Source organism: Brevundimonas sp., assembly GCF_013823285.1.
Taxonomy (GTDB): Bacteria; Pseudomonadota; Alphaproteobacteria; order Caulobacterales; family Caulobacteraceae; genus Brevundimonas.
This window is the reverse complement of the sequence record NZ_PNLV01000052.1, coordinates 1-18,605: the sequence shown is the minus strand read 5'-3', so window position 1 is coordinate 18,605 and position 18,605 is coordinate 1. Positions and strand designations below refer to the sequence as shown.

Genomic DNA, 18,605 nt, shown 5'->3' with positions numbered 1-18,605 from the left:
GGCGCCGTACGCTTCCAGCGCCCACACCTCCATCTCGCCGAAACGCTGGCCGCCGAACTGGGCCTTGCCGCCCAGCGGTTGCTGGGTGACCAGGCTGTAGGGGCCGATGGAGCGGGCGTGGATCTTGTCGTCCACCAGGTGGTGCAGCTTCAGCATATAGATGTAGCCGACCGTGACCGGACGCTTGAACCGCTCGCCGGTCTGGCCGTCGTACAGCCAGGACTGGCCGGACTTGTCCAGGCCGGCCTCTTCCAGCAGGCGCTCGATGTCCGAGATGTGCGCGCCGTCGAACACCGGAGTGGCGAACGGAACGCCCTTGGACAGGTTGTGGGCCAGCTCGATCAGCTCGTCCTCGTCCTGCGGCAGGGGGGTGTCCGCGCCGTAGATGTCGGTCAGGCGCTCGATCAGGGCCTTCTTCTGCCCGCCGTTCTGGGTCCAGTCCTCAAGCAGACCCTTGATCTGGCGGCCCAGACCGGCCGAAGCCCAGCCCAGGTGCGTTTCAAAGATCTGGCCGATGTTCATGCGCGAGGGCACGCCCAGCGGATTCAGCACGACGTCGACCGGCGTGCCGTCCTCGAGGAAGGGCATGTCCTCCATGGGCAGGATCTTGGAGATGACCCCCTTGTTGCCGTGGCGGCCGGCCATCTTGTCGCCGGGCTGCAGCTTGCGCTTCACGGCCACGAAGACCTTGACCATCTTCATGACGCCCGGAGGCAGTTCGTCGCCGCGCTGCAGCTTCTCGACCTTGTCCTCGAAGCGACGGTCGAGCGCCTTGCGGCTGTCCTCGAACGACTTCTTCATGGCCTCGAGCTCGCCCTGGGCCTTCTCGTCGTCCATGGCGATCTGCCACCACAGGCCGCGCGACAACTCGCCGAGCTTGGCCTCGGTGATCTCGCCGCGGCCCAGGCCCTTGGGCCCGGACACGGCGGTCTTGCCCAGCACCAGCTCCCTGAGGCGCGAATAGACGTTGCGCTCGAGGATCTTGAGCTCGTCGTCGCGGTCCTTGCCCAGGCGTTCGATTTCCGAACGCTCGATGGCCATGGCCCGCTCGTCCTTGTCCACGCCGTGGCGGTTGAAGACCCGGACGTCGATGATGATGCCGCTGGCGCCCGGCGGCAGACGCAGGGAGGTGTCGCGCACGTCCGACGCCTTTTCACCGAAGATGGCGCGCAGCAGCTTCTCTTCCGGCGTCATGGGGCTTTCGCCCTTGGGTGTGACCTTGCCCACCAGGATGTCGCCGGCGTGCACCTCGGCGCCGATGGCGACGATGCCGGCCTCGTCGAGGTTGCGCAGGGCTTCCTCACCGACGTTGGGGATGTCGCGGGTGATTTCCTCGGGCCCGAGCTTGGTGTCGCGGGCCATGACCTCGAACTCCTCCAGGTGGATGGAGGTGAAGACGTCGTCGCGCACGATGCGCTCGGAGATCAGGATCGAGTCCTCGAAGTTGTAGCCGTTCCACGGCATGAACGCGACGAGCGCGTTGCGGCCCAGGGCCAGCTCGCCGAGATCGGTGGAGGGACCGTCGGCGATGACGTCGCCCACCTTCACCTCATCGCCCACGCGCACGATCGGGCGCTGGTTGATGCAGGTGGACTGGTTGGAGCGCTGGAACTTGGACAGGCGGTAGATGTCCACGCCCGAACGGGCGGCTTCCAGATCCGAAGTGGCGCGCACCACGATGCGGGTGCCGTCGATCTGTTCGACCACGCCGTCGCGGCGGGCCACGACCACGGCGCCGGAATCGCGGGCCACCACGTCTTCCATGCCGGTGCCCACGAGCGGGGCGTCGGCCTGGACCAGCGGCACGGCCTGACGCTGCATGTTCGCGCCCATCAGGGCCCGGTTGGCGTCATCGTTCTCCAGGAACGGGATCAGGGCCGCGGCGACCGAAACGACCTGCTTCGGCGACACGTCCATCATGTCGACCGCTTCCTTGGGCAGAAGCTGGGATTCACCGTTGATCCGGCCGGGGACCAGATCCTCGACGATCTCGCCGTCCTTCAGCTCGATGTTGGCCTGGGCGATGGTGTATTTCGCCTCTTCCATCGCCGAGATGTAGACCACCTCCTCGGTGGTCTTGCCGTCCTTGATGCGGCGGTACGGGCTCTCGATGAAGCCGTACTTGTTGACCCGCGCGTGGGTAGCCAGCGAGTTGATCAGGCCGATGTTCGGGCCTTCCGGCGTTTCGATCGGGCAGATGCGGCCGTAGTGGGTCGGGTGAACGTCACGGACTTCAAAGCCCGCGCGCTCGCGCGTCAGACCGCCCGGGCCAAGCGCCGACAGGCGGCGCTTGTGGGTGATTTCGGACAGCGGGTTGGTCTGGTCCATGAACTGGGACAGCTGCGACGAACCGAAGAACTCGCGCACGGCCGCGGCGGCCGGCTTGGCGTTGATCAGGTCGTGCGGCATGACCGTGTCGATGTCGACCGAGGACATGCGCTCCTTGATGGCGCGCTCCATGCGCAGCAGGCCGACGCGGTACTGGTTCTCCAGCAGCTCGCCCACCGAACGGACCCGGCGGTTGCCCAGGTTGTCGATGTCGTCGATCTCGCCGCGGCCGTCCTTCAGACCCACCAGAATCTGCAGGACCTTCAGCACGTCGTCCTTGCGCAGGACGCGGATGTCGTCGCCGACCTCCGGGGTCTCCAGACGCATGTTCATCTTCACGCGGCCGACCGAGGACAGGTCGTAGCGTTCGGAATCGAAGAACAGGCTGTTGAACATGGCGTCGGCCGCTTCCGGCGTCGGCGGCTCGCCCGGACGCATGACGCGGTAGACGTCGAACAGGGCGTCCTCGCGGGCGTCGTTCTTGTCCACCCGCAGGGTGTTGCGCATGTAGGCGCCGACCGTGACGTGGTCGATGTCCAGCACGTCGATGGTGGAGAAGCCGTTCTCCTCCAGCAGCTCGATGGCCGCCTGGTCCAGCTCGTCGCCGGCCTCGACGTAGATCTCGCCGGTTTCCATGTTGACCGCATCGGCGGCCAGGTAGCGGCCCAGCAGGGCGTCAGGCGCCAGCAGCAGGGCCTTCAGGCCGCCGTCGGCCAGCTTCTTGGCCTGACGGGCGCTGACCTTGGTTCCGGCCGGGGCGGCGACTTCGCCGGTGTCGGCGTCGACCAGGTCGAATTCGGGCTTAACCCCGCGCCAGCGCTCGGGCTTGTAGGGGGTGACCCAACCTTCGCCGCGCTTCTCGTAGGGGACGGTCTCGTAGAAGGTCCGCAGGATCTCCTCGCCGTCCATGCCCAGGGCCATCAGGAAGGTGGTGGCGGGCAGCTTGCGGCGACGGTCGATGCGCACATAGACGAGGTCCTTGGCGTCGAACTCGAAGTCCAGCCAGGAGCCGCGGTAGGGGATCACGCGGGCGGCGAACAGCAGCTTGCCCGAGGCGTGCGTCTTGCCCTTGTCGTGGTCGAAGAAGACGCCCGGCGAACGGTGCATCTGGGAGACGATCACCCGCTCGGTGCCGTTGACGACGAAGGTGCCCTTGCCGGTCATGAGCGGGATGTCGCCCATGTAGACGTCCTGCTCCTTGATGTCCTTGACCGAGCGCGCGCCGGTCTCCTCGTCGGTCTCGAACACGATCAGGCGCAGCTTGACCTTCAGCGGCGCGGCGTAGGTCATGTCGCGCTGGATGCATTCCTCGACGTCGTACTTGGGCTCCTCGAACTCGTAGGAGACGTATTCCAGCACGGCGCGTTCGTTGAAGTCCTTGATCGGGAAGACCGACTTGAAGACCGCCTCGATGCCCTCGTCCTTGCGCTGGCCGGGACGGACCTCACGCTGCAGGAACTGCTCGTAGGACGCGCGCTGAACCTCGATCAGGTTCGGCATCTGCACCGCCTCGGGGATGCGCCCGAAGGACTTGCGGATGCGCTTCTTGCCGGTGAAGGTCTGGGCGGAGGCGATCTGGCCGTTGATGGTCAGGCCGGCGGTGGACTTTGCCATTCGTTTTCCCAATCGCGCGGGCGTGGACCCGCGTCACAATGCAGCGGCCACGGCGACGCCTTTACGGCGACCCGTGACCCGGTTTCTCGGCGCTCACCCTCGGCCCCTCGGGACCAGAACGCCTGAAATTTCAGTGGCTCCCTTGGGGAGGAGCACGCCTTCGCAGTGGTCGGAGGGCGACGGACCACGCCTCGGCGCTTTCGCGCAGCTTCTGTTCGGAATCAGCGGAGCGGGCACATATACTCGCTTTTCGGACGAAATAAAGGCCCTTGGGGACAGATATCCGCGGATGCCGGAATCGGCTAGCGTCGCCGCATGAAACGCATCCTGACCTCCCTCGCCGCCCCCGCCCTTGCCGCCCTTCTCCTGACCGCCTGCGCCACGGCGCCACAGCCGGTGCCTGTCGATCCCGGCCCGCCGTCGCAGGAGCGCTGGGAGGCGGGTCAGGCGGCCTATCTGGCGTGGAGCGGGGCCCGGCGTGGCTGGAGCACGACGGACAGCGGGCTGCAGTATCGGCGCGAAGGGCGCGCCAGCCCCGACGGCGCCATGCCGGGGCCGACCGACACCGTGCGGGTCCACTATGAGGGGACCTTCATCGACGGGCGAGTCTTCGACAGCTCCTACGAGCGGGGCGAGCCGATCGAATTCCCGCTCAATCGCGTCATTTCCGGCTGGACCGAGGGTCTGCAGCTGATGCGCGCGGGCGAGACGTTCCATTTCGTCATTCCCGCCGACCTGGCCTATGGCGGCCGCGGCGCCGGCGGCGGCGAGATCCCGCCGAACTCGGCCCTGCTGTTCAAGGTCGAACTGCTGGACGTCACGCCGGCGCGATAGGGGCAGGCGGCGGCGAGCGCGTCGCGGCGCCCTCGGCGATCAGCCAGTCCTGAAAGGCGTCCATGGCCGGGTCGGCCCGGTGCGGGGGACGCAGGAAGACGTAGGACGCCGGCCGCGAAATGAAGCCGAACGGCGCGGCCAGGCGGCCGGACTCGATGTCCGGCGCCACGAAGCTCCAGGGGATGACCGCGGCGCCCAGCCCGGCGGCGGCGGCCTCGATCAGGGAATGGTTGTGGCCGAATTCGCGCTCGGCTGTGGGCGGCGGCAGGTCCAGGCCGTTGGCCGCCGTCCATGTGCGCCATCCCTCGCGGTAGGTGGTGGCGTAGAGGCGCGGCATACGGAACAGGGCGGCGAGGGTCAGGTCCGCCCCGGCCAGGCCCGCCGCGACCACCGGGCCGTGGTTGTTGGGCAGAAAGGCGGTTCTGGCCTCGAACGCCGGGTCATCGTGGTCGACGATGCGGATGGCGCCGTCGCAGACGTGGTGGCGGAAATCCACCGGGCCATAGGATTCCGAGACCCGCACCTTCAGATCGGGATGCTGCTCCACGAAGCGCGACAGGCGCGGGATCAGCCATTTCATGGTGAAGGTGCCCAGGCAGGCGATCTCGATCTCACGGCGGACCCCTTGCCCTGACCGCGCGGCGGCCACTGCCTGGGCGATGCCGTCGAACGGGGCCTTCAGGCCCTCGGCCAGGACACGGCCCGCGGGCGTGAGCTGGAGGCGGTTGCGGGGGCCCTCCACCAGCACCACGCCCAGCTGATCCTGAAGCTGCTTCACCTGCCGGCTGACGGCGCCGTGGGTGACGCACAGTTCGTCGGCGGCGGTCGTCATCGAGCCGTGACGGGCGAAGGCCTCGAAGGCGCGCAAGGCGTTGAGCGGTGGAAGCGGGCGGCGCATGTGACGAAACCTCACAAGAAGGCTCCGCTTAAATCGATTGGCCGCCGGGGGCAATCGACGCTTCATCCTGACCGATGAACCGCAAAGACAGACCGCCCCTGCCCCCGCCCCGCCGGATCACGCCCGGATACATCCTCGCCGTCGCGGCCGTCTGGGTGGTCGTTATTTGCGCGGTGGCTGCGGGTTGGGGCTGACTCTCAGCTGAGCGCAGCGATCAGACGCGCCAAATCCGGAGCGAAACGGACGCCGCCGCCACGTTCTGTCTCGCGCACATAATCGCGCAGCGCCCCGCTCGCAGCGAGCGGGGCGTTGATGTCGCCGATGACCGCCAGACCCGTGCGGTGCGTGACGAATTTCTGGGTGGTTTCTCCCAGAAGGCCGGTCCGCAAGGTCAGAAAGTCCGGGCCCAGACGCGACACCGGCAGCGCCAGCCAGTCGGCCTCCAGTCCCCACGCGGCCTCGATAAACCTGTTGACGTCGGGGGCGCTCGCCAGAAGGGGCCCCTCGGGCGGGCAGATAGCCAGACGCACATCGCCCAGGATTTGCAGTTGAACGTCCATGCATGCCCCAGAAAAAAGGGCGGCGGACCTGAAGCCCGCCGCCCTGAATTCAAACCAGATCAGAAGAGACCGATCAGTCCTCGGAGTCGTCGGCGGCCGAGTAGACCGGGCCGGAATCCAGACCCTTGGCGTCCACGTCGCGGTCGACGAACTCGATGACGGCCATGGCGGCGTTGTCGCCGTGGCGGAAGCCGGCCTTCATGATGCGGATGTAGCCGCCCTGACGCTCGGCGTAACGACCGCCGATGGTGTCGAACAGCTTGCCGACCTGGGTCACGTCGCGGACCTGGCTGATGGCCTGACGACGCGCGGCCAGATCACCCTTCTTGGCCAGGGTGACCAGCTTCTCCACGTAGGGACGAAGCTCCTTGGCCTTGGGCAAGGTCGTCGTGATCTGCTCGTGCTTGATCAGCGACGCAGCCATGTTGGCCAGCATGGCCTGGCGGTGGCTGGCCGTGCGGCCGAGCTTACGATGAGCGGCGCCGTGGCGCATTGGGGTCTCTCCTCAGTCAGACCGGGCGTCAACGCCGCCCCGGCCCTTTAGCAACCTAGATCTGGTCTTCGAACTTCTTGGCGAGTTCCTCGATGTTCTCCGGCGGCCAGTTCGGCACATCCATGCCGAGCGACAGGCTCATCGAAGCGAGGACTTCCTTGATTTCATTCAGCGACTTGCGGCCGAAGTTCGGGGTGCGAAGCATTTCGCCCTCGGTCTTCTGGATCAGGTCGCCGATGTAGACGATGTTGTCGTTCTTCAGGCAGTTGGCCGAACGGACCGACAGCTCCAGCTCGTCCACCTTCTTCAGCAGGGCCGGGTTGAACGGCAGATCGGGCTTGCCGTCCGACGCCTCGACCGCCGCCTTGGGCTCGTCGAAGGTGATGAAGATCTGCAGCTGGTCCTGAAGGATGCGGGCAGCGTAGGCCACGGCGTCCACCGGCGACACCGCGCCGTTGGTCTCCACTTCCATGATCAGCTTGTCGTAGTCCAGCGACTGGCCCTGACGGGTCGGTTCGACCCGGTAGGCCACACGCTTGACCGGCGAATACAGCGCATCCACCGAGATCAGGCCGATGGGCGCGTCTTCCGGACGGTTGAACTCGGCGGCCACGTAGCCCTTGCCGTTCTGGACGGTCAGCTCCATGCGGACCGAGGCGCCGTCGTCCAGGGTGCAGAGCACGTGGTCGGGGTTCAGCACCTCGATGTCGGCCGAGGCCTCGATCTGGGCGGCGGTCACGGCGCCGGGGCCGGTGGCCTTGAGCGTCATGCGCTTGGGGCCTTCGGCGTGCAGGCGCAGGGCCAGCTGCTTGATGTTCAGAACGATGTCCACGACATCCTCGCGAACGCCTTCCAGCGACGAGAACTCGTGCACCACGCCGTCGATCTGGATGGCGGTCACGGCCGCGCCTTGCAGCGACGACAGCAGCACGCGACGAAGCGCGTTGCCCAGCGTCACGCCGAAGCCGCGCTCGAGCGGTTCCGCCACCAGCCGCGCCTTGCGCTGCGGATCGCCGCCCGCGTCAATCTGCGGCTTTTCGGGACGGATCAGCTCTTGCCAGTTTCTTTCGATCATCGATGTCCCTCGAACGGGTTTCGCCGGGCCCGCGTCCAGCGTTCTGGACGCCAGGACCGGCGTAGGAATGGGGTCGGCGACAGGCTTAGACGCGGCGGCGCTTGGGCGGGCGGCATCCGTTGTGCGGCATCGGGGTGACGTCGCGGATGGTGGTGATGGTCATGCCCGCGGCCTGCAGGGCGCGCAGGGCCGATTCACGGCCGGAGCCGGGGCCCGAGACGTTGACTTCCAGGGTCTTGACGCCGTGCTCGCCGGCCTTCTTGGCCGCGTCCTCGGCGGCCATCTGGGCGGCGTACGGGGTCGACTTGCGCGAACCCTTGAAGCCCATGTGGCCGGCCGACGACCAGGAGATGGCGTTCCCCTGCGCGTCGGTGATGGTCACCATGGTGTTGTTGAAGCTGGCGTTCACGTGGGCGACGCCGGAGGTGATGTTCTTGCGCTCGCGCTTCTTTACGCGACCCGGTTCCTTGGCCATGTGTCTGCCTTACTTCTTCTTGCCAGCGATCGGCTTGGCGGGACCCTTACGGGTGCGGGCGTTGGTGTGGGTGCGCTGACCGCGGACCGGCAGGCCCTTGCGGTGACGCAGGCCGCGGTAGCAGGCCAGGTCCATCAGGCGCTTGATGTTCATGGACGTCTCACGGCGCAGGTCGCCCTCGACCATGAAGTCGCTGTCGATCGCTTCACGAATCTGGAGCACCTCGGCGTCGGTCAGCTCGTTCACCCGACGCGCGGGTTCGATGCCGACCTTGGCGGTGATGTCCCTGGCCGACTTGGGGCCAATGCCATGAATGTACTGAAGCGCGATCTCAACGCGCTTGTTCGTCGGAATGTTGACGCCTGCGATACGGGCCACGTTGTCGATCTCTCCAATACGCGTCGCAGACGCGAAGAACGCTCCGGTCGACAGACCAGGAGCGCGCTGCGCGTCTTTCGCGGAAGACGGGCGTTATACAGGCGATTCAGATTGCGTCAATGGGTAGCGCGCCCATCAGCGACGCGGCCGACCGAAGTCGACGCCCACGACGACGCGCTGGCCGTCCACGGGACGACCGCCCTGCGTGGGAGGACGAAAGCGGAAATAGCGGGAGACTACAAGTCCCGCCTCACCGAAGCCCCGGCCGGGCGGGGTTTCGCTGACCACGCGGCACTCGTCCAGATACTGATCCAGGCGGATGACGCAGGACAGGCTGACCCGGCCGTAGACACTGCGCGCGTCTGGCGGATGGACGGCCTGGATCTGGCCCAGGGTGGGCCCGCGGACGATCTGCGCCGGGCCGCTGCCCGAGCCGGGGCCGTCGCCCGCCCCGGTTCCTGTTCCCCGGCCGGTCCCCTGCCCGCCCTGGCCCATGCCCGGCTGAGCACTTTCCGTCGGGGCGATCCCCACATTGAGCGCGGGTTCGGGCGCCTGATCGACCGGCGCGATGATCTCGGGCGGCTCGGGCGGCGGGTTCGGCGGCGTGTGGACCACCGACGGCGCGGCGGGCGCGCCGCCCCCGGCCTCGGGCGACGGATCGAGAGGCGGAACCTCCGGCTCGGGCTCCGGCGGCGGGACCAGAAAGACCTCGATGGGCGGGAGCGGCGGGTCGGGCGGCAGGGGTTGTGACCGGCTCAGCACAACCATCAGGGCGACGTGGGCCAGGCCGACGCCCAGCACCGCGCCCAGCTTGCGCGCCCGCTTCCGATCCAGCCGCCAGTCGATGCCCGTCACGCCGCCTCCGTCATCTCACACGGAGCCTAACGCTCAAGCTTCGACTTCGATCAGCCGTCCCTATTCCACCGCCTCGGTCTTTTCGCCCGCCTTGCGTTTGGCGGGGCCCGTATCGGCGGTGGTGATGTCGAAGGCGATCTTGCCGTCCTTCAGCGTCACCTTCACGTGGCCGCCGCGCATCAGGCGTCCGAACAGGATGTCGTCGGCCAGGGGCTTCTTGATGGAGTCCTGGATGACGCGGGCCAGGGGCCGGGCGCCGTACAGCTCATCGAAGCCGTTCTGGGCCAGCCAGTCGGTCGCCTCGTCGGTCAGTTCGATGGTGATGTTGCGGTCCGCCAGCTGGGCTTCCAGCTGCAGCACGAACTTGGTCACCACCTGACGGATGACGTCCTGACCCAGCGGCTTGAAGGCCACGATGGCGTCCAGACGGTTCCTGAACTCGGGCGTGAACAGGCGCTGGATGGCCTTGTCGTCCTCGCCCTCCACCTTGCCACGGCCGAAGCCGATAGCGGCGCGGGCGTTGTCGGCGGCGCCCGCATTGGTGGTCATGATGAGCACCACATTGCGGAAGTCGACCTTCTTGCCCACCGCGTCCGTCAGCATGCCGTGGTCCATGACCTGAAGCAGGATGTTGTAGACGTCGGGGTGCGCCTTCTCGATCTCGTCCAGCAGGACCACCGCGTGGGGATGCTGGTCCACCGCGTCGGTGAGCAGACCGCCCTGGTCGTGGCCGACATAGCCCGGAGGCGCGCCGATCAGGCGACTGACCGTGTGGCGCTCCATGTATTCAGACATGTCGAAGCGCAGCATCTCGATGCCCAGGGTGCCCGCCAGTTGCTTGGCCGCCTCGGTCTTGCCGACCCCGGTGGGGCCGCTGAACAGATAGCTGCCAATGGGCTTGTTGGGATCGCGCAGACCGGCGCGGGCCAGCTTCATGGCCGTGGCCAGCTGCTCGATGGCCTGATCCTGACCGAACACCGCGCGCTGCAGATCCTGATTCAGGTTCTTCAGCGCCTCGGTGTCGGACTTGGACACCGACTTGGCCGGGATGCGCGCCATCTTGGAGACGACGGCCTCGATCTCCTTCTGGCCGATGGTCTTCTTGCGCTTCGATTCCGCCAGCAGCATCTGGCTGGCGCCGGCCTCGTCGATCACGTCGATGGCCTTGTCCGGCAGCTTGCGGTCCGTCATGTAGCGGGCCGACAGCTCCACCGCCGAGCGGATCGCCGCATCGGTGTAGCGCAGCTTGTGGAAGGTCTCGTAGTAGCTCTTGAGGCCCTTCAGGATCTTGATGGTGTCGTCCACCGTCGGCTCGTTCACGTCGATCTTCTGGAACCGGCGCACCAGGGCGCGGTCCTTCTCGAAGTGCTGGCGGTACTCCTTGTAGGTGGTCGAGCCCATGCAGCGCAGGGTGCCCGAGGCCAGGGCGGGCTTGAGCAGGTTCGAGGCGTCCATGGCCCCGCCCGAGGTGGCGCCGGCGCCGATCACCGTGTGGATCTCGTCGATGAACAGGATGGAGTCCGGGTGGTTCTCCAGCTCCTTGACCACCTGCTTCAGGCGCTCCTCGAAGTCACCGCGATAGCGGGTGCCGGCCAGAAGGGCGCCCATGTCCAGCGAGAAGATGGTGGCGTTCTTGAGGACGTCGGGCACCTCGTGATTGACGATCTTGCGCGCCAGACCCTCGGCGATGGCGGTCTTGCCCACGCCGGGGTCGCCCACCAGCAGCGGATTGTTCTTGGTGCGGCGGCACAGGATCTGGATCGAGCGCTCCACCTCGGCCTGACGGCCGATCAGCGGGTCGATCTTCCCTTCCCTGGATTTCTCGTTGAGGTTCACGCAGTAGGCGTCCAGGGCCTCGCCGCCCTGCTTGACCACCGCGGCCTCCTCGCCCTCCTCTGCCGAAGCGCCGCCCCTGCCCGGCTTGGCTTCGGAAGCGCCCGCCTTCTTGGCGATGCCATGGGCGATGTAGTTGACCGCGTCATAGCGGGTCATGTCCTGCTCCTGCAGGAAATAGGCGGCGTGGCTCTCGCGCTCGGAGAAGATGGCCACCAGGACGTTGGCGCCGGTGACTTCCTCTCGGCCCGAAGACTGGACATGGATGACCGCGCGCTGGATCACGCGCTGGAAGCCGGCGGTGGGCTTGGCGTCCTCGCCCATGGAGGTGGCCAGGGCCGCCAGGTCGGTGTCCACATAGAGGGCGAGCGCGGTCTTCAGGCTGACCAGATCGACGTTGCAGGCGCGCATGACAGCGCCCGCCTCGGGGTCGTCGACGAGCGCCAGCAGAAGGTGCTCCAGCGTAGCGTATTCGTGCCGGCGCTCATTGGCGTAGGCGACCGCCCGGTGCAGGGTTTCTTCGAGGTGGCGCGAAAATGAGGGCAACAGGGGTTCCTCTCAGTCCTTTTCCATTGTGCATTGCAGCGGGTGCTGATGCCGGCGGGCGGTCTCCACCACCTGGGCGACCTTGGTCTCGGCCACCTCGTAGGTGAACACCCCGCAAACGCCCACGCCATGCTGATGCACATGCAGCATGATGCGGGTGGCGTCCTCGCGCGACTTGGCGAAGAACCGCTCCAGCACGTAGATGACGAACTCCATCGGCGTGTAGTCGTCGTTCAGGATCAGAACGCGATACAGCGACGGCTTCTGCAGCCTGGGCCGGGTTTCGGTGACGACGGCTGTGCCGAAGCCGCCCCCGCCTGTCTGTCCCTGATCCGTTTTCCTCGACGGCATGCTGTTCCGCTGTCTCTACGCTTCAATCCCGGAGCAGGGACTCGGTCCTGCTCACCATGGATTAGATATGGAAAGTCGGGGGTTTTAAAAGGGCCGCTTGATCACGCTTGCGCGCGATCCCCGGACTTGAGCGGCCTCCACGCACGAAAAAGGGCCCGAAGCAGCACTCCGGACCCCTTCCGATTTCAGCAGGCGTGCGGTTTAGCGCGCGGCCTGGAAGGTCTCGACGGTCGCGGTGACGCGCTCGTTGATGGGCTTGAAGGCGTCCTTGACCGAAGCGGTGTACAGCTCGGTGGTCTTGTTGAAAGCGCCCAGCCAAGCTTCGACCGAGGTCTTGGCGAAGGCGGTCTGCAGTTCAACCAGTTCCTGAACCGAACGGGCCTGGGCCAGGGATTGGGCGGCGGCGACGCCGTCTTCCCAGGACTTCTTCGAATAGGCCAGGGTCTGCTGACTGATGGCTTCGGCGCCCTTCTGGGCGGCGGTGGCGCTTTCGACCATGGCTTCGAGGTTCTTCTTGCCTTGGGCGTTGAGTTCGCTCATGCCCGCGACGCTCTTTTCGACGCTGTCACGGAAAACCTTGGCGCCGGCGGCCTGGGTCTTCTCGGCCTTGGCGCTGGCCTGATCGATGGTCTTCTTCACGGTCTCGGCGGTGTCAGCCATGGTCGTGCTCCTGAACGGTCTGCGCGGTAAATCCCGCGCCATGATTTTTCTCGCGTGGGGAGAGTCCCAGGCGACGAGCGGCTTATGACGCACGTGCGAGAAGAGGTCAAGGGTGTTTTGTGCAGCGCACAATGAAACTTTCTTGACGGTTTTCCCCAGCGGCGTTCAAAATTGCGTTTGTCGGTTGTTTACCACGCCGAAACCCCGATGAAGCATGATAGCGGTTTGGTGCGTGGCGATATCGGGGGCGGCGGGTCGCGCGTGAGTAAAGAGGCTATCGGGTCAATGACGGCATTCACACGACAAGCCGGCCGACGCCATGTCGGCCTTGTACAGGCGTTTCTGTTCGCGTTCGTTCTGGTCGCGGCTGGCTTGACGCCTACGCCCGGCGCAGAGCCCCTGGTGGCCCAGTCAGGTGAAAACACCCGCTACGCCGCGATCGTGGTGGACGCGGAATCCGGCGAAGTGCTGTTCGCGCGGCGCGCCGACAATCCGCGCTATCCCGCCTCCATCACCAAGGTCATGACCCTGTACATGACGTTCGAGGCCCTGGCCGATGGCCGGATCAAGCCGGATGACATGATCACCGTGTCGCCCCGCGCCGCCTCGCAGCCGCCCTCAAAGCTGGGCCTGGCGGCGGGTCAGCGCATTTCCGTGGACGACGCCATCCGCTCTCTGGCGGTGCGTTCGGCCAATGACATCGCTGTAGCGATCGCCGAGCATGTGGGCGGGTCCGAAGCCCGCTTCGCCGCCATGTCGACTCTGCGCGCCCAGGAACTGGGCATGACGCAAACCCGTTTCGTGAACCCTCACGGCCTTCCCGACAGCCGTCAGATCTCGTCCGCCCGCGACCTGGCCATCCTCAGCCGCGCGGTGATGCGCGACTATCCGCAGTACTACCACTATTTCGGGCAGCACCACTGGGTCTACAACGGGCGGCAGTACGGGAACACCAACGGGTTGCTGCACTCGGGGAACGGGTACGACGGCATCAAGACGGGCTTCACCAACGCCTCGGGCTACAATCTGGCGGCGTCGGCGGTGCGGGATGGGCGGCGCATCATCACCGTGGTGCTGGGCGGACGCTCCAGCCGCTCCCGTAACGACCATGTGGCCGAGCTGATGAACACCGGCTTCGAGGTGGAGCGCCGCCGCGCGGCGGGCGAATCCATCCAGGTGGCCCAGGCCTTCTTTGAATCCCGGGGCTACGGCGTCGGGAGTGCGGCGTCCGGACCGGTCCAGTACGCCTCGGTCGAGACCTTCGGCAGCGACAGCCAGCCGGAATCGACCACGGCGGTCGCCTTCACCTCGGCTCCGGCGAACACCGCCGGGGTGACGGCCAGCCCCAGTTTCACCGCAGCCCTGAACGGCGCGCCCTCGCAACAGGCCGCCCTGCGCCCCGCGCGGGAGGCCGAGCCCGCGCGCCAGTCCGGGACCTGGGCCGTGCAGGTGGGCGCCTTCCGCGACCGCACCGTGGCCGACAACTGGCTGACCGAGGTCAATCGCCGCTTCCGGACCCAGTTCACCGGGGCCGAACGCGCGGTGCAGACCGCCGGCGAATGGTACCGCAGCCGCTTCACCGGCCTGACCGAGGACAGCGCCCGCGCCGCGTGCGCCGCCCTGGCCGAGCGCCGCGTCACCTGCATGGTGGTCCGCCCGGACTGATCAGCCTTTCAACAGCCGATCCCGGGCCGCGTTCAGGCGTGAGGCCAAGCCCTGGGTGCCCCCCTGATCGGGGTGGGCCCGGGCCATCAGGCGCTTCCAGGCGGCGTTGATCTGTTCAACGGTGGCGTCCGCCCCGACGCCCAGGGTGTCGCGGGCCTCCCGGACGCTCATGCCGGACTCGACCGATCGGACCGCGGCGCGGATGCGCGAGGCGAAGGCCAGATAGAGGCCCGCCGCGATCAGGGCCCCGCCGATCAGCCACGCGCCCCGGGCCAGAGCCAGAGCTCCGCCGCCGAGAAACGCCGCCGCGACGAGGGTGGCGGAGACGCGCCACTGTCCCCTGCCCGGCCGCTCGGTCTGGCGGCCCAGACGGACCAGGGCCCACAGGGCGACGCCGCCGACGATCAGCCAGATCAGGCCCATGAGGTCATCGGATCAGGCCGCGTCATCGAGGCGGGCGCCCTCGGCCAGACCCAGCGCCAGCATCAGGCTGCGCAGTTCCTGACGGGCCGAGACGTGGGCCAGGGCCATCTCCACCGGCTGAATCTGTTCGGACAGGTCGGCGACGGTGAGGCCGAAGGGAAACAGCTCGCGGTAGATGACCCGGTCGCGCAGGCCCGGTCCGATGCGGAAGCCGACCCGCTTGGCCAGCTTGGCCATACGTTCCTCGAGCCGTCGGCGGTTGCGCGCCTCGAACACGGCCAGGCGGTTGGTCACCACCACCCAATCGATGGTTCCGGTCTGGCCCCTTGCCGCATTGGCGATGGCGCGCTGCTTGCGCGCCTCCCACACGGTCTCGGAATAGATGGAGGGCTTCAGCAGATCGAGGGTCACCGGGTCCACATGACCCAGCAGGTCGAAGTCCACGAAGCTGTCGTTCATGGGGGTGACGATCAGGTCGGCCCGGCCATGGGCGGCGCGGGACAGCACAGTGTCGCCGCCCGGGGTGTCCATGACGATGTACTCGGCCGACTGCGCCGCCTGGAAGGCCTCGTCGAAGCGGGCCATCTGTTCGTCCTGACCCGCGCGGGCCAGGGCGGCCCCGTCGCCCATATCGGCCATGAGGGGCTCGGGCAGCGTCTGGTTGTTGGCGGCCAGCCAGGCACGACGGCTGGCGAAGAACCGGGCCAGCGACTTCTGCCTCAGGTCCAGATCAATGACCGCAACGCGGCGCCCGCCCTCCAGCAGGGCGGCGACGATATGGATGGCCAGGGTGGACTTGCCCGCCCCGCCCTTTTCGTTGCCGACGACGATGACCTTCGCCTCAGACATGTTCGCTCACAGCCCCATGAGCCGCGAATCCATGCGCGGCGGAATAAGTGGAGAGTCAGGGCTCGAACGCCGAAGGTCAACGAAACCCGGCGTCGCGCCTGTGGAGCGCTCAGGCGCGGCCGGCGGCGGCGCACCAGGGATCGTTGACCTGGGCCGCGCGGCAGATTTCGGCGGCGGTAGCGGCGGGCGCCCCGACCTTGAGACGCACAAGCCGGCGGCCGTCCACCGTCACCGGTTCGAAGCGGGGCGACAGGCCGTCGAGGGCGGCGCGGGCGGCGCCGGTGCTGAACCGCGTCCACGCCTCGCGAGCCGAGGCTTCGCTGGAGAAAGCGCCCAGCTGGATCACCGCAGCCGGACGAACCGGAGTGGAAACGGCGGGGCGCAGGTGTTCGGAGACAGAGCGGCTGACCTGATCGCTGGCCGCCTGGACGATGGCGGGCGCAGCGGCTTCGGCCACGGCGGGGGCGGCAGCCTCGATGACGCCGCGCAGGCCGCCGTCACGGGCGTCCCACAGGGCGTGGGGGTCCAGAACCTCCACCCGCAGGGCCTGACGCAGGCCGGCGTCCTGCCCCTTGGGGGCGGCGACCGGCGCGTCATGGGACGCGTTCGTGGACAGACGGATGTCGGCCACGCGCCCGGCCAGATTCTCGAAGCGGTTGGGATCGCTTTCGACCACGCCGCAGGCGCTCAGCGAGAGCATCGCTGCGCTGATCAGCCCTTTACGGAACAGGTCGGTCGGCGTCATAAGCGCGACCCTAGCGGACGGCCATCAAGACGCCGTTGAAAGACACGCTTAATCGGAGAGGTTAACGCGTAAACCATGACTGCCGTCCCCGAACTCATACTGACACGCACCGTGGCCGACCTGCGCGAACAGGTCGCCGCCTTGCGTAACGCGGGAAAGCGCATCGGGTTCGTTCCCACCATGGGCGCCCTGCACGAGGGACACCTGGCGCTGGCGGCGGAGGCACGGCGGCGCAGCGACGCGGTGGTGGGTAGCGTGTTCGTCAATCCCACCCAGTTCGCCGCCCACGAGGATCTGGGGACCTATCCCCGGCAGGAGGCGCGCGACGCCGAACTGCTGGCGGGCGCCGGCTGTTCGATCCTGTTCGCTCCGGACGCGGCGGAAATGTACCCGAACGGCTTCGCCACCTCGGTGCAGGTGGGCGGGCCCAGTGAAGGCCTTGAGACCGACTTCCGCCCCCACTTCTTTAGCGGCGTCGCCGTGGTGGTGGCCAAGTTGCTGAACCAGGTTCAGGCGGACGTGGCCGTGTTCGGGGAGAAGGATTATCAGCAGCTGATGGTGGTCCGGCGCATGGCGCGCGATCTGGACATCCCCACCGAGATCGTCGGCGCACCCACGGTGCGGGACACGCACGGCCTGGCCCTGTCCTCGCGCAATGCGTACCTGTCGGCCGAGGAGCTGACGGTGGCGCGGCGGCTGAACGTGATCCTGCGTGAGGCGGCGGACCGGGCGGCGGCGGGTGAACCGGTGGAGACGGTGGAGATGGCGGCGGCCGGCGCGCTGATCGAGTCCGGCTTCGCAAAGGTGGACTATGTGGCCATCCGCTATTCGGAGACCTTGGCGCCGTTCAGCGGCGCCGTGGACGCCTCCGCCCGCATTCTGGCGGCGGCGTGGCTGGGCAAGACCCGGCTGATCGACAACATGGCGGTGACGGCCTGAGCGTCACATCGTCGCCTGTCTGTGAACGCCTGCATCCCTAAGGTGTTGTCCACGGGGGCGCAGGCGCGCCCTTGTCAGGATGACCCGATGGCGACCAGCACAACCCCGACCCCATCACCCGCGCCAGGCGCCCTGAGGCGCTGCGTGGCCGTGGTCGTCGCGGGCGCACTGCTGGCCTGCTCGCCCGCTCCTGCCGAGGGGCAGCAAGACGCCAGCACCACTGTCGCGACGCGCGGGCTGGACGCTGCCATGGTGGAGCGGGCGCTGGTCGAGGCGCGGGGGCTGGACCGGCTGCACGCCGTGATCATCGCCCGCCACGGCGAGGTGCTGGTGGAGGAGCGGCTGCGCGGGCCGGGGCTGGACACGCCGGTGAATATCAAGTCCGCATCCAAGAGCGTGCTGTCGGCCCTGACCGGGATCGCCATCGGCCAGGGCGTGCTGGAGGGCGTGGACCAGCCGGTGGCGCCGGTGCTGGCGGCGGACCTGCCGGCCGCCCCGGACCCGCGCCTGTCGGACCTGACCGTAGGGCACCTGCTGTCCATGCGGGCGGGGCTGGGCCGCACCTCTGGCGACCAGTACGGGCGCTGGGTGACCAGCCCCAACTGGGTGCGGCATGCGCTGGCGCGGCCGTTCGAGGATGAGCCGGGCGGGCGCATGATCTATTCCACCGGTACCTCGCACCTGATGTCGGCGGTACTGACCCGGGCGTCGGGGCGCAACACCCACGCCCTGGCGGTGGACTGGCTGGGCGAGCCGCTGGGCATCCGCATCCCACCGTGGCCGCAGGATCCGCAAGGCGTCTATTTCGGCGGCAACGACATGCTGATGTCGCCACGCGATCTGTTGCGGTTCGGGGAGCTGTACCGGCTGGACGGGGAGATCGACGGGCGCCGCATCCTGCCCCAAGGCTGGGTTGAGGAGAGCTGGCGCAGCCGGGGCGTGTCGCCGTGGAGCGGCAACGGCTACGGCTATGGCTGGTTCGTGCGGCGGTCGGGCGGCCACAACGTCCATTTCGCCTGGGGCTATGGCGGGCAGATGCTGTTCATCGTGCCAAGCCTGGACCTGACGGTGGTGATGATCTCGG

General features: G+C 67.6%; 18 protein-coding genes. 4 read left to right on the top strand and 14 right to left on the bottom strand.

All coding sequences use genetic code 11. The features are described from left to right. Positions 1-3,942: DNA-directed RNA polymerase subunit beta (gene rpoB / locus C0461_RS08935; protein WP_292105922.1), on the bottom strand; the 3,942-nt coding region annotated here is incomplete at its 3' end. Positions 3,943-4,257: 315 nt separating this feature from the next. Here rpoB and C0461_RS08930 point away from each other — a divergent pair. Then, the gene (locus tag C0461_RS08930; protein ID WP_292105919.1) at positions 4,258-4,776 is read left to right on the top strand and encodes an FKBP-type peptidyl-prolyl cis-trans isomerase; all 519 of its coding nucleotides are present in this window, start codon (positions 4,258-4,260) and stop codon (positions 4,774-4,776) included. Here the strand turns inward: C0461_RS08930 and C0461_RS08925 are convergent. The 10 genes from C0461_RS08925 to phaP form a co-directional block, all read right to left on the bottom strand. After that, positions 4,760-5,674 carry a LysR substrate-binding domain-containing protein gene (locus C0461_RS08925; RefSeq protein WP_292105916.1) on the bottom strand — a complete coding sequence of 305 codons (915 nt, stop codon included), beginning with the start codon at positions 5,672-5,674 and terminating at the stop codon, positions 4,760-4,762. The two genes, C0461_RS08930 and C0461_RS08925, sit on opposite strands and share 17 nt — an antisense overlap. 197 nt (positions 5,675-5,871) lie before the next feature. After that, entirely contained in the window at positions 5,872-6,234 is a 363-nt protein-coding gene (locus tag C0461_RS08920; protein ID WP_292105914.1) for a DUF4180 domain-containing protein, read from the bottom strand. A gap of 73 nt (positions 6,235-6,307) precedes the next feature. Beyond that, positions 6,308-6,727, bottom strand: a complete 420-nt coding sequence (gene rplQ, locus C0461_RS08915; RefSeq protein ID WP_292105912.1) for a 50S ribosomal protein L17 — start codon at positions 6,725-6,727, stop codon at positions 6,308-6,310. 55 nt (positions 6,728-6,782) lie between these two features. Beyond that, positions 6,783-7,802: a DNA-directed RNA polymerase subunit alpha gene (locus C0461_RS08910; RefSeq protein WP_292105909.1), complete on the bottom strand. Its 1,020-nt coding sequence runs from the start codon at positions 7,800-7,802 to the stop codon at positions 6,783-6,785. Positions 7,803-7,887: 85 nt separating this feature from the next. Next, positions 7,888-8,277: a 30S ribosomal protein S11 gene (gene rpsK / locus C0461_RS08905; RefSeq protein ID WP_122468702.1), complete on the bottom strand. Its 390-nt coding sequence runs from the start codon at positions 8,275-8,277 to the stop codon at positions 7,888-7,890. Positions 8,278-8,286: 9 nt separating this feature from the next. Beyond that, positions 8,287-8,655: a 30S ribosomal protein S13 gene (gene rpsM / locus C0461_RS08900; RefSeq protein ID WP_196838680.1), complete on the bottom strand. Its 369-nt coding sequence runs from the start codon at positions 8,653-8,655 to the stop codon at positions 8,287-8,289. Between the two features lie 135 nt (positions 8,656-8,790). Next, entirely contained in the window at positions 8,791-9,510 is a 720-nt protein-coding gene (locus C0461_RS08895; protein WP_292105904.1) for an energy transducer TonB, read from the bottom strand. A 60-nt stretch (positions 9,511-9,570) separates the two neighbouring features. Further along, positions 9,571-11,889, bottom strand: coding sequence for an ATP-dependent Clp protease ATP-binding subunit ClpA (clpA, locus tag C0461_RS08890; protein WP_292105902.1), 2,319 nt, complete (start codon positions 11,887-11,889; stop codon positions 9,571-9,573). 12 nt (positions 11,890-11,901) lie between these two features. Next, positions 11,902-12,240 carry an ATP-dependent Clp protease adapter ClpS gene (gene clpS / locus C0461_RS08885; RefSeq protein ID WP_292105900.1) on the bottom strand — a complete coding sequence of 113 codons (339 nt, stop codon included), beginning with the start codon at positions 12,238-12,240 and terminating at the stop codon, positions 11,902-11,904. A gap of 201 nt (positions 12,241-12,441) precedes the next feature. Further along, positions 12,442-12,900, bottom strand: a complete 459-nt coding sequence (phaP, locus tag C0461_RS08880) for a TIGR01841 family phasin (protein ID WP_292105898.1) — start codon at positions 12,898-12,900, stop codon at positions 12,442-12,444. 402 nt (positions 12,901-13,302) lie between these two features. Here phaP and C0461_RS08875 point away from each other — a divergent pair, with 402 nt between their 5' ends. Then, positions 13,303-14,565, top strand: coding sequence for a serine hydrolase (locus C0461_RS08875; RefSeq protein WP_292105896.1), 1,263 nt, complete (start codon positions 13,303-13,305; stop codon positions 14,563-14,565). Here C0461_RS08875 and C0461_RS08870 read toward each other — a convergent pair whose 3' ends face one another. From C0461_RS08870 to C0461_RS08860, 3 genes are all read right to left on the bottom strand, one after another. Continuing rightward, on the bottom strand, positions 14,566-14,988 hold the full coding sequence (locus C0461_RS08870) for a molecular chaperone DnaJ (protein ID WP_292105894.1): 423 nt from the start codon (positions 14,986-14,988) through the stop codon (positions 14,566-14,568). A 12-nt stretch (positions 14,989-15,000) separates the two neighbouring features. Beyond that, positions 15,001-15,837: a division plane positioning ATPase MipZ gene (locus C0461_RS08865; protein ID WP_292105892.1), complete on the bottom strand. Its 837-nt coding sequence runs from the start codon at positions 15,835-15,837 to the stop codon at positions 15,001-15,003. A 109-nt stretch (positions 15,838-15,946) separates the two neighbouring features. Beyond that, positions 15,947-16,582 (bottom strand): SPOR domain-containing protein, encoded by a 636-nt coding sequence (locus tag C0461_RS08860; protein WP_292105890.1) that lies wholly within the window; start codon positions 16,580-16,582, stop codon positions 15,947-15,949. A 75-nt stretch (positions 16,583-16,657) separates the two neighbouring features. Between C0461_RS08860 and panC the strand changes: the two genes are divergently transcribed. Beyond that, complete coding sequence (gene panC, locus C0461_RS08855) at positions 16,658-17,521, top strand: pantoate--beta-alanine ligase (RefSeq protein WP_292105889.1); 864 nt, start codon at positions 16,658-16,660, stop codon at positions 17,519-17,521. An 87-nt stretch (positions 17,522-17,608) separates the two neighbouring features. Continuing rightward, the coding region (locus C0461_RS08850) for a serine hydrolase (RefSeq protein ID WP_292105888.1) at positions 17,609-18,605 on the top strand (997 nt) is incomplete at its 3' end.

What these genes read in the sequence shown, in the direction of transcription:
- panC (WP_292105889.1), top strand. Translation starts at nt 16,658, where the DNA reads ATGACTGCCGTCCCCGAACTCATACTGACACGCACCGTGGCCGACCTG.
- phaP (WP_292105898.1), bottom strand. Translation starts at nt 12,900, where the DNA reads ATGGCTGACACCGCCGAGACCGTGAAGAAGACCATCGATCAGGCCAGC.
- C0461_RS08865 (WP_292105892.1), bottom strand. Translation starts at nt 15,837, where the DNA reads ATGTCTGAGGCGAAGGTCATCGTCGTCGGCAACGAAAAGGGCGGGGCG.
- rplQ (WP_292105912.1), bottom strand. Translation starts at nt 6,727, where the DNA reads ATGCGCCACGGCGCCGCTCATCGTAAGCTCGGCCGCACGGCCAGCCAC.
- C0461_RS08925 (WP_292105916.1), bottom strand. Translation starts at nt 5,674, where the DNA reads ATGCGCCGCCCGCTTCCACCGCTCAACGCCTTGCGCGCCTTCGAGGCC.
- clpS (WP_292105900.1), bottom strand. Translation starts at nt 12,240, where the DNA reads ATGCCGTCGAGGAAAACGGATCAGGGACAGACAGGCGGGGGCGGCTTC.
- C0461_RS08930 (WP_292105919.1), top strand. Translation starts at nt 4,258, where the DNA reads ATGAAACGCATCCTGACCTCCCTCGCCGCCCCCGCCCTTGCCGCCCTT.
- C0461_RS08920 (WP_292105914.1), bottom strand. Translation starts at nt 6,234, where the DNA reads ATGGACGTTCAACTGCAAATCCTGGGCGATGTGCGTCTGGCTATCTGC.
- C0461_RS08910 (WP_292105909.1), bottom strand. Translation starts at nt 7,802, where the DNA reads ATGATCGAAAGAAACTGGCAAGAGCTGATCCGTCCCGAAAAGCCGCAG.
- rpsK (WP_122468702.1), bottom strand. Translation starts at nt 8,277, where the DNA reads ATGGCCAAGGAACCGGGTCGCGTAAAGAAGCGCGAGCGCAAGAACATC.
- C0461_RS08860 (WP_292105890.1), bottom strand. Translation starts at nt 16,582, where the DNA reads ATGACGCCGACCGACCTGTTCCGTAAAGGGCTGATCAGCGCAGCGATG.
- C0461_RS08870 (WP_292105894.1), bottom strand. Translation starts at nt 14,988, where the DNA reads ATGGGCCTGATCTGGCTGATCGTCGGCGGCGTCGCCCTGTGGGCCCTG.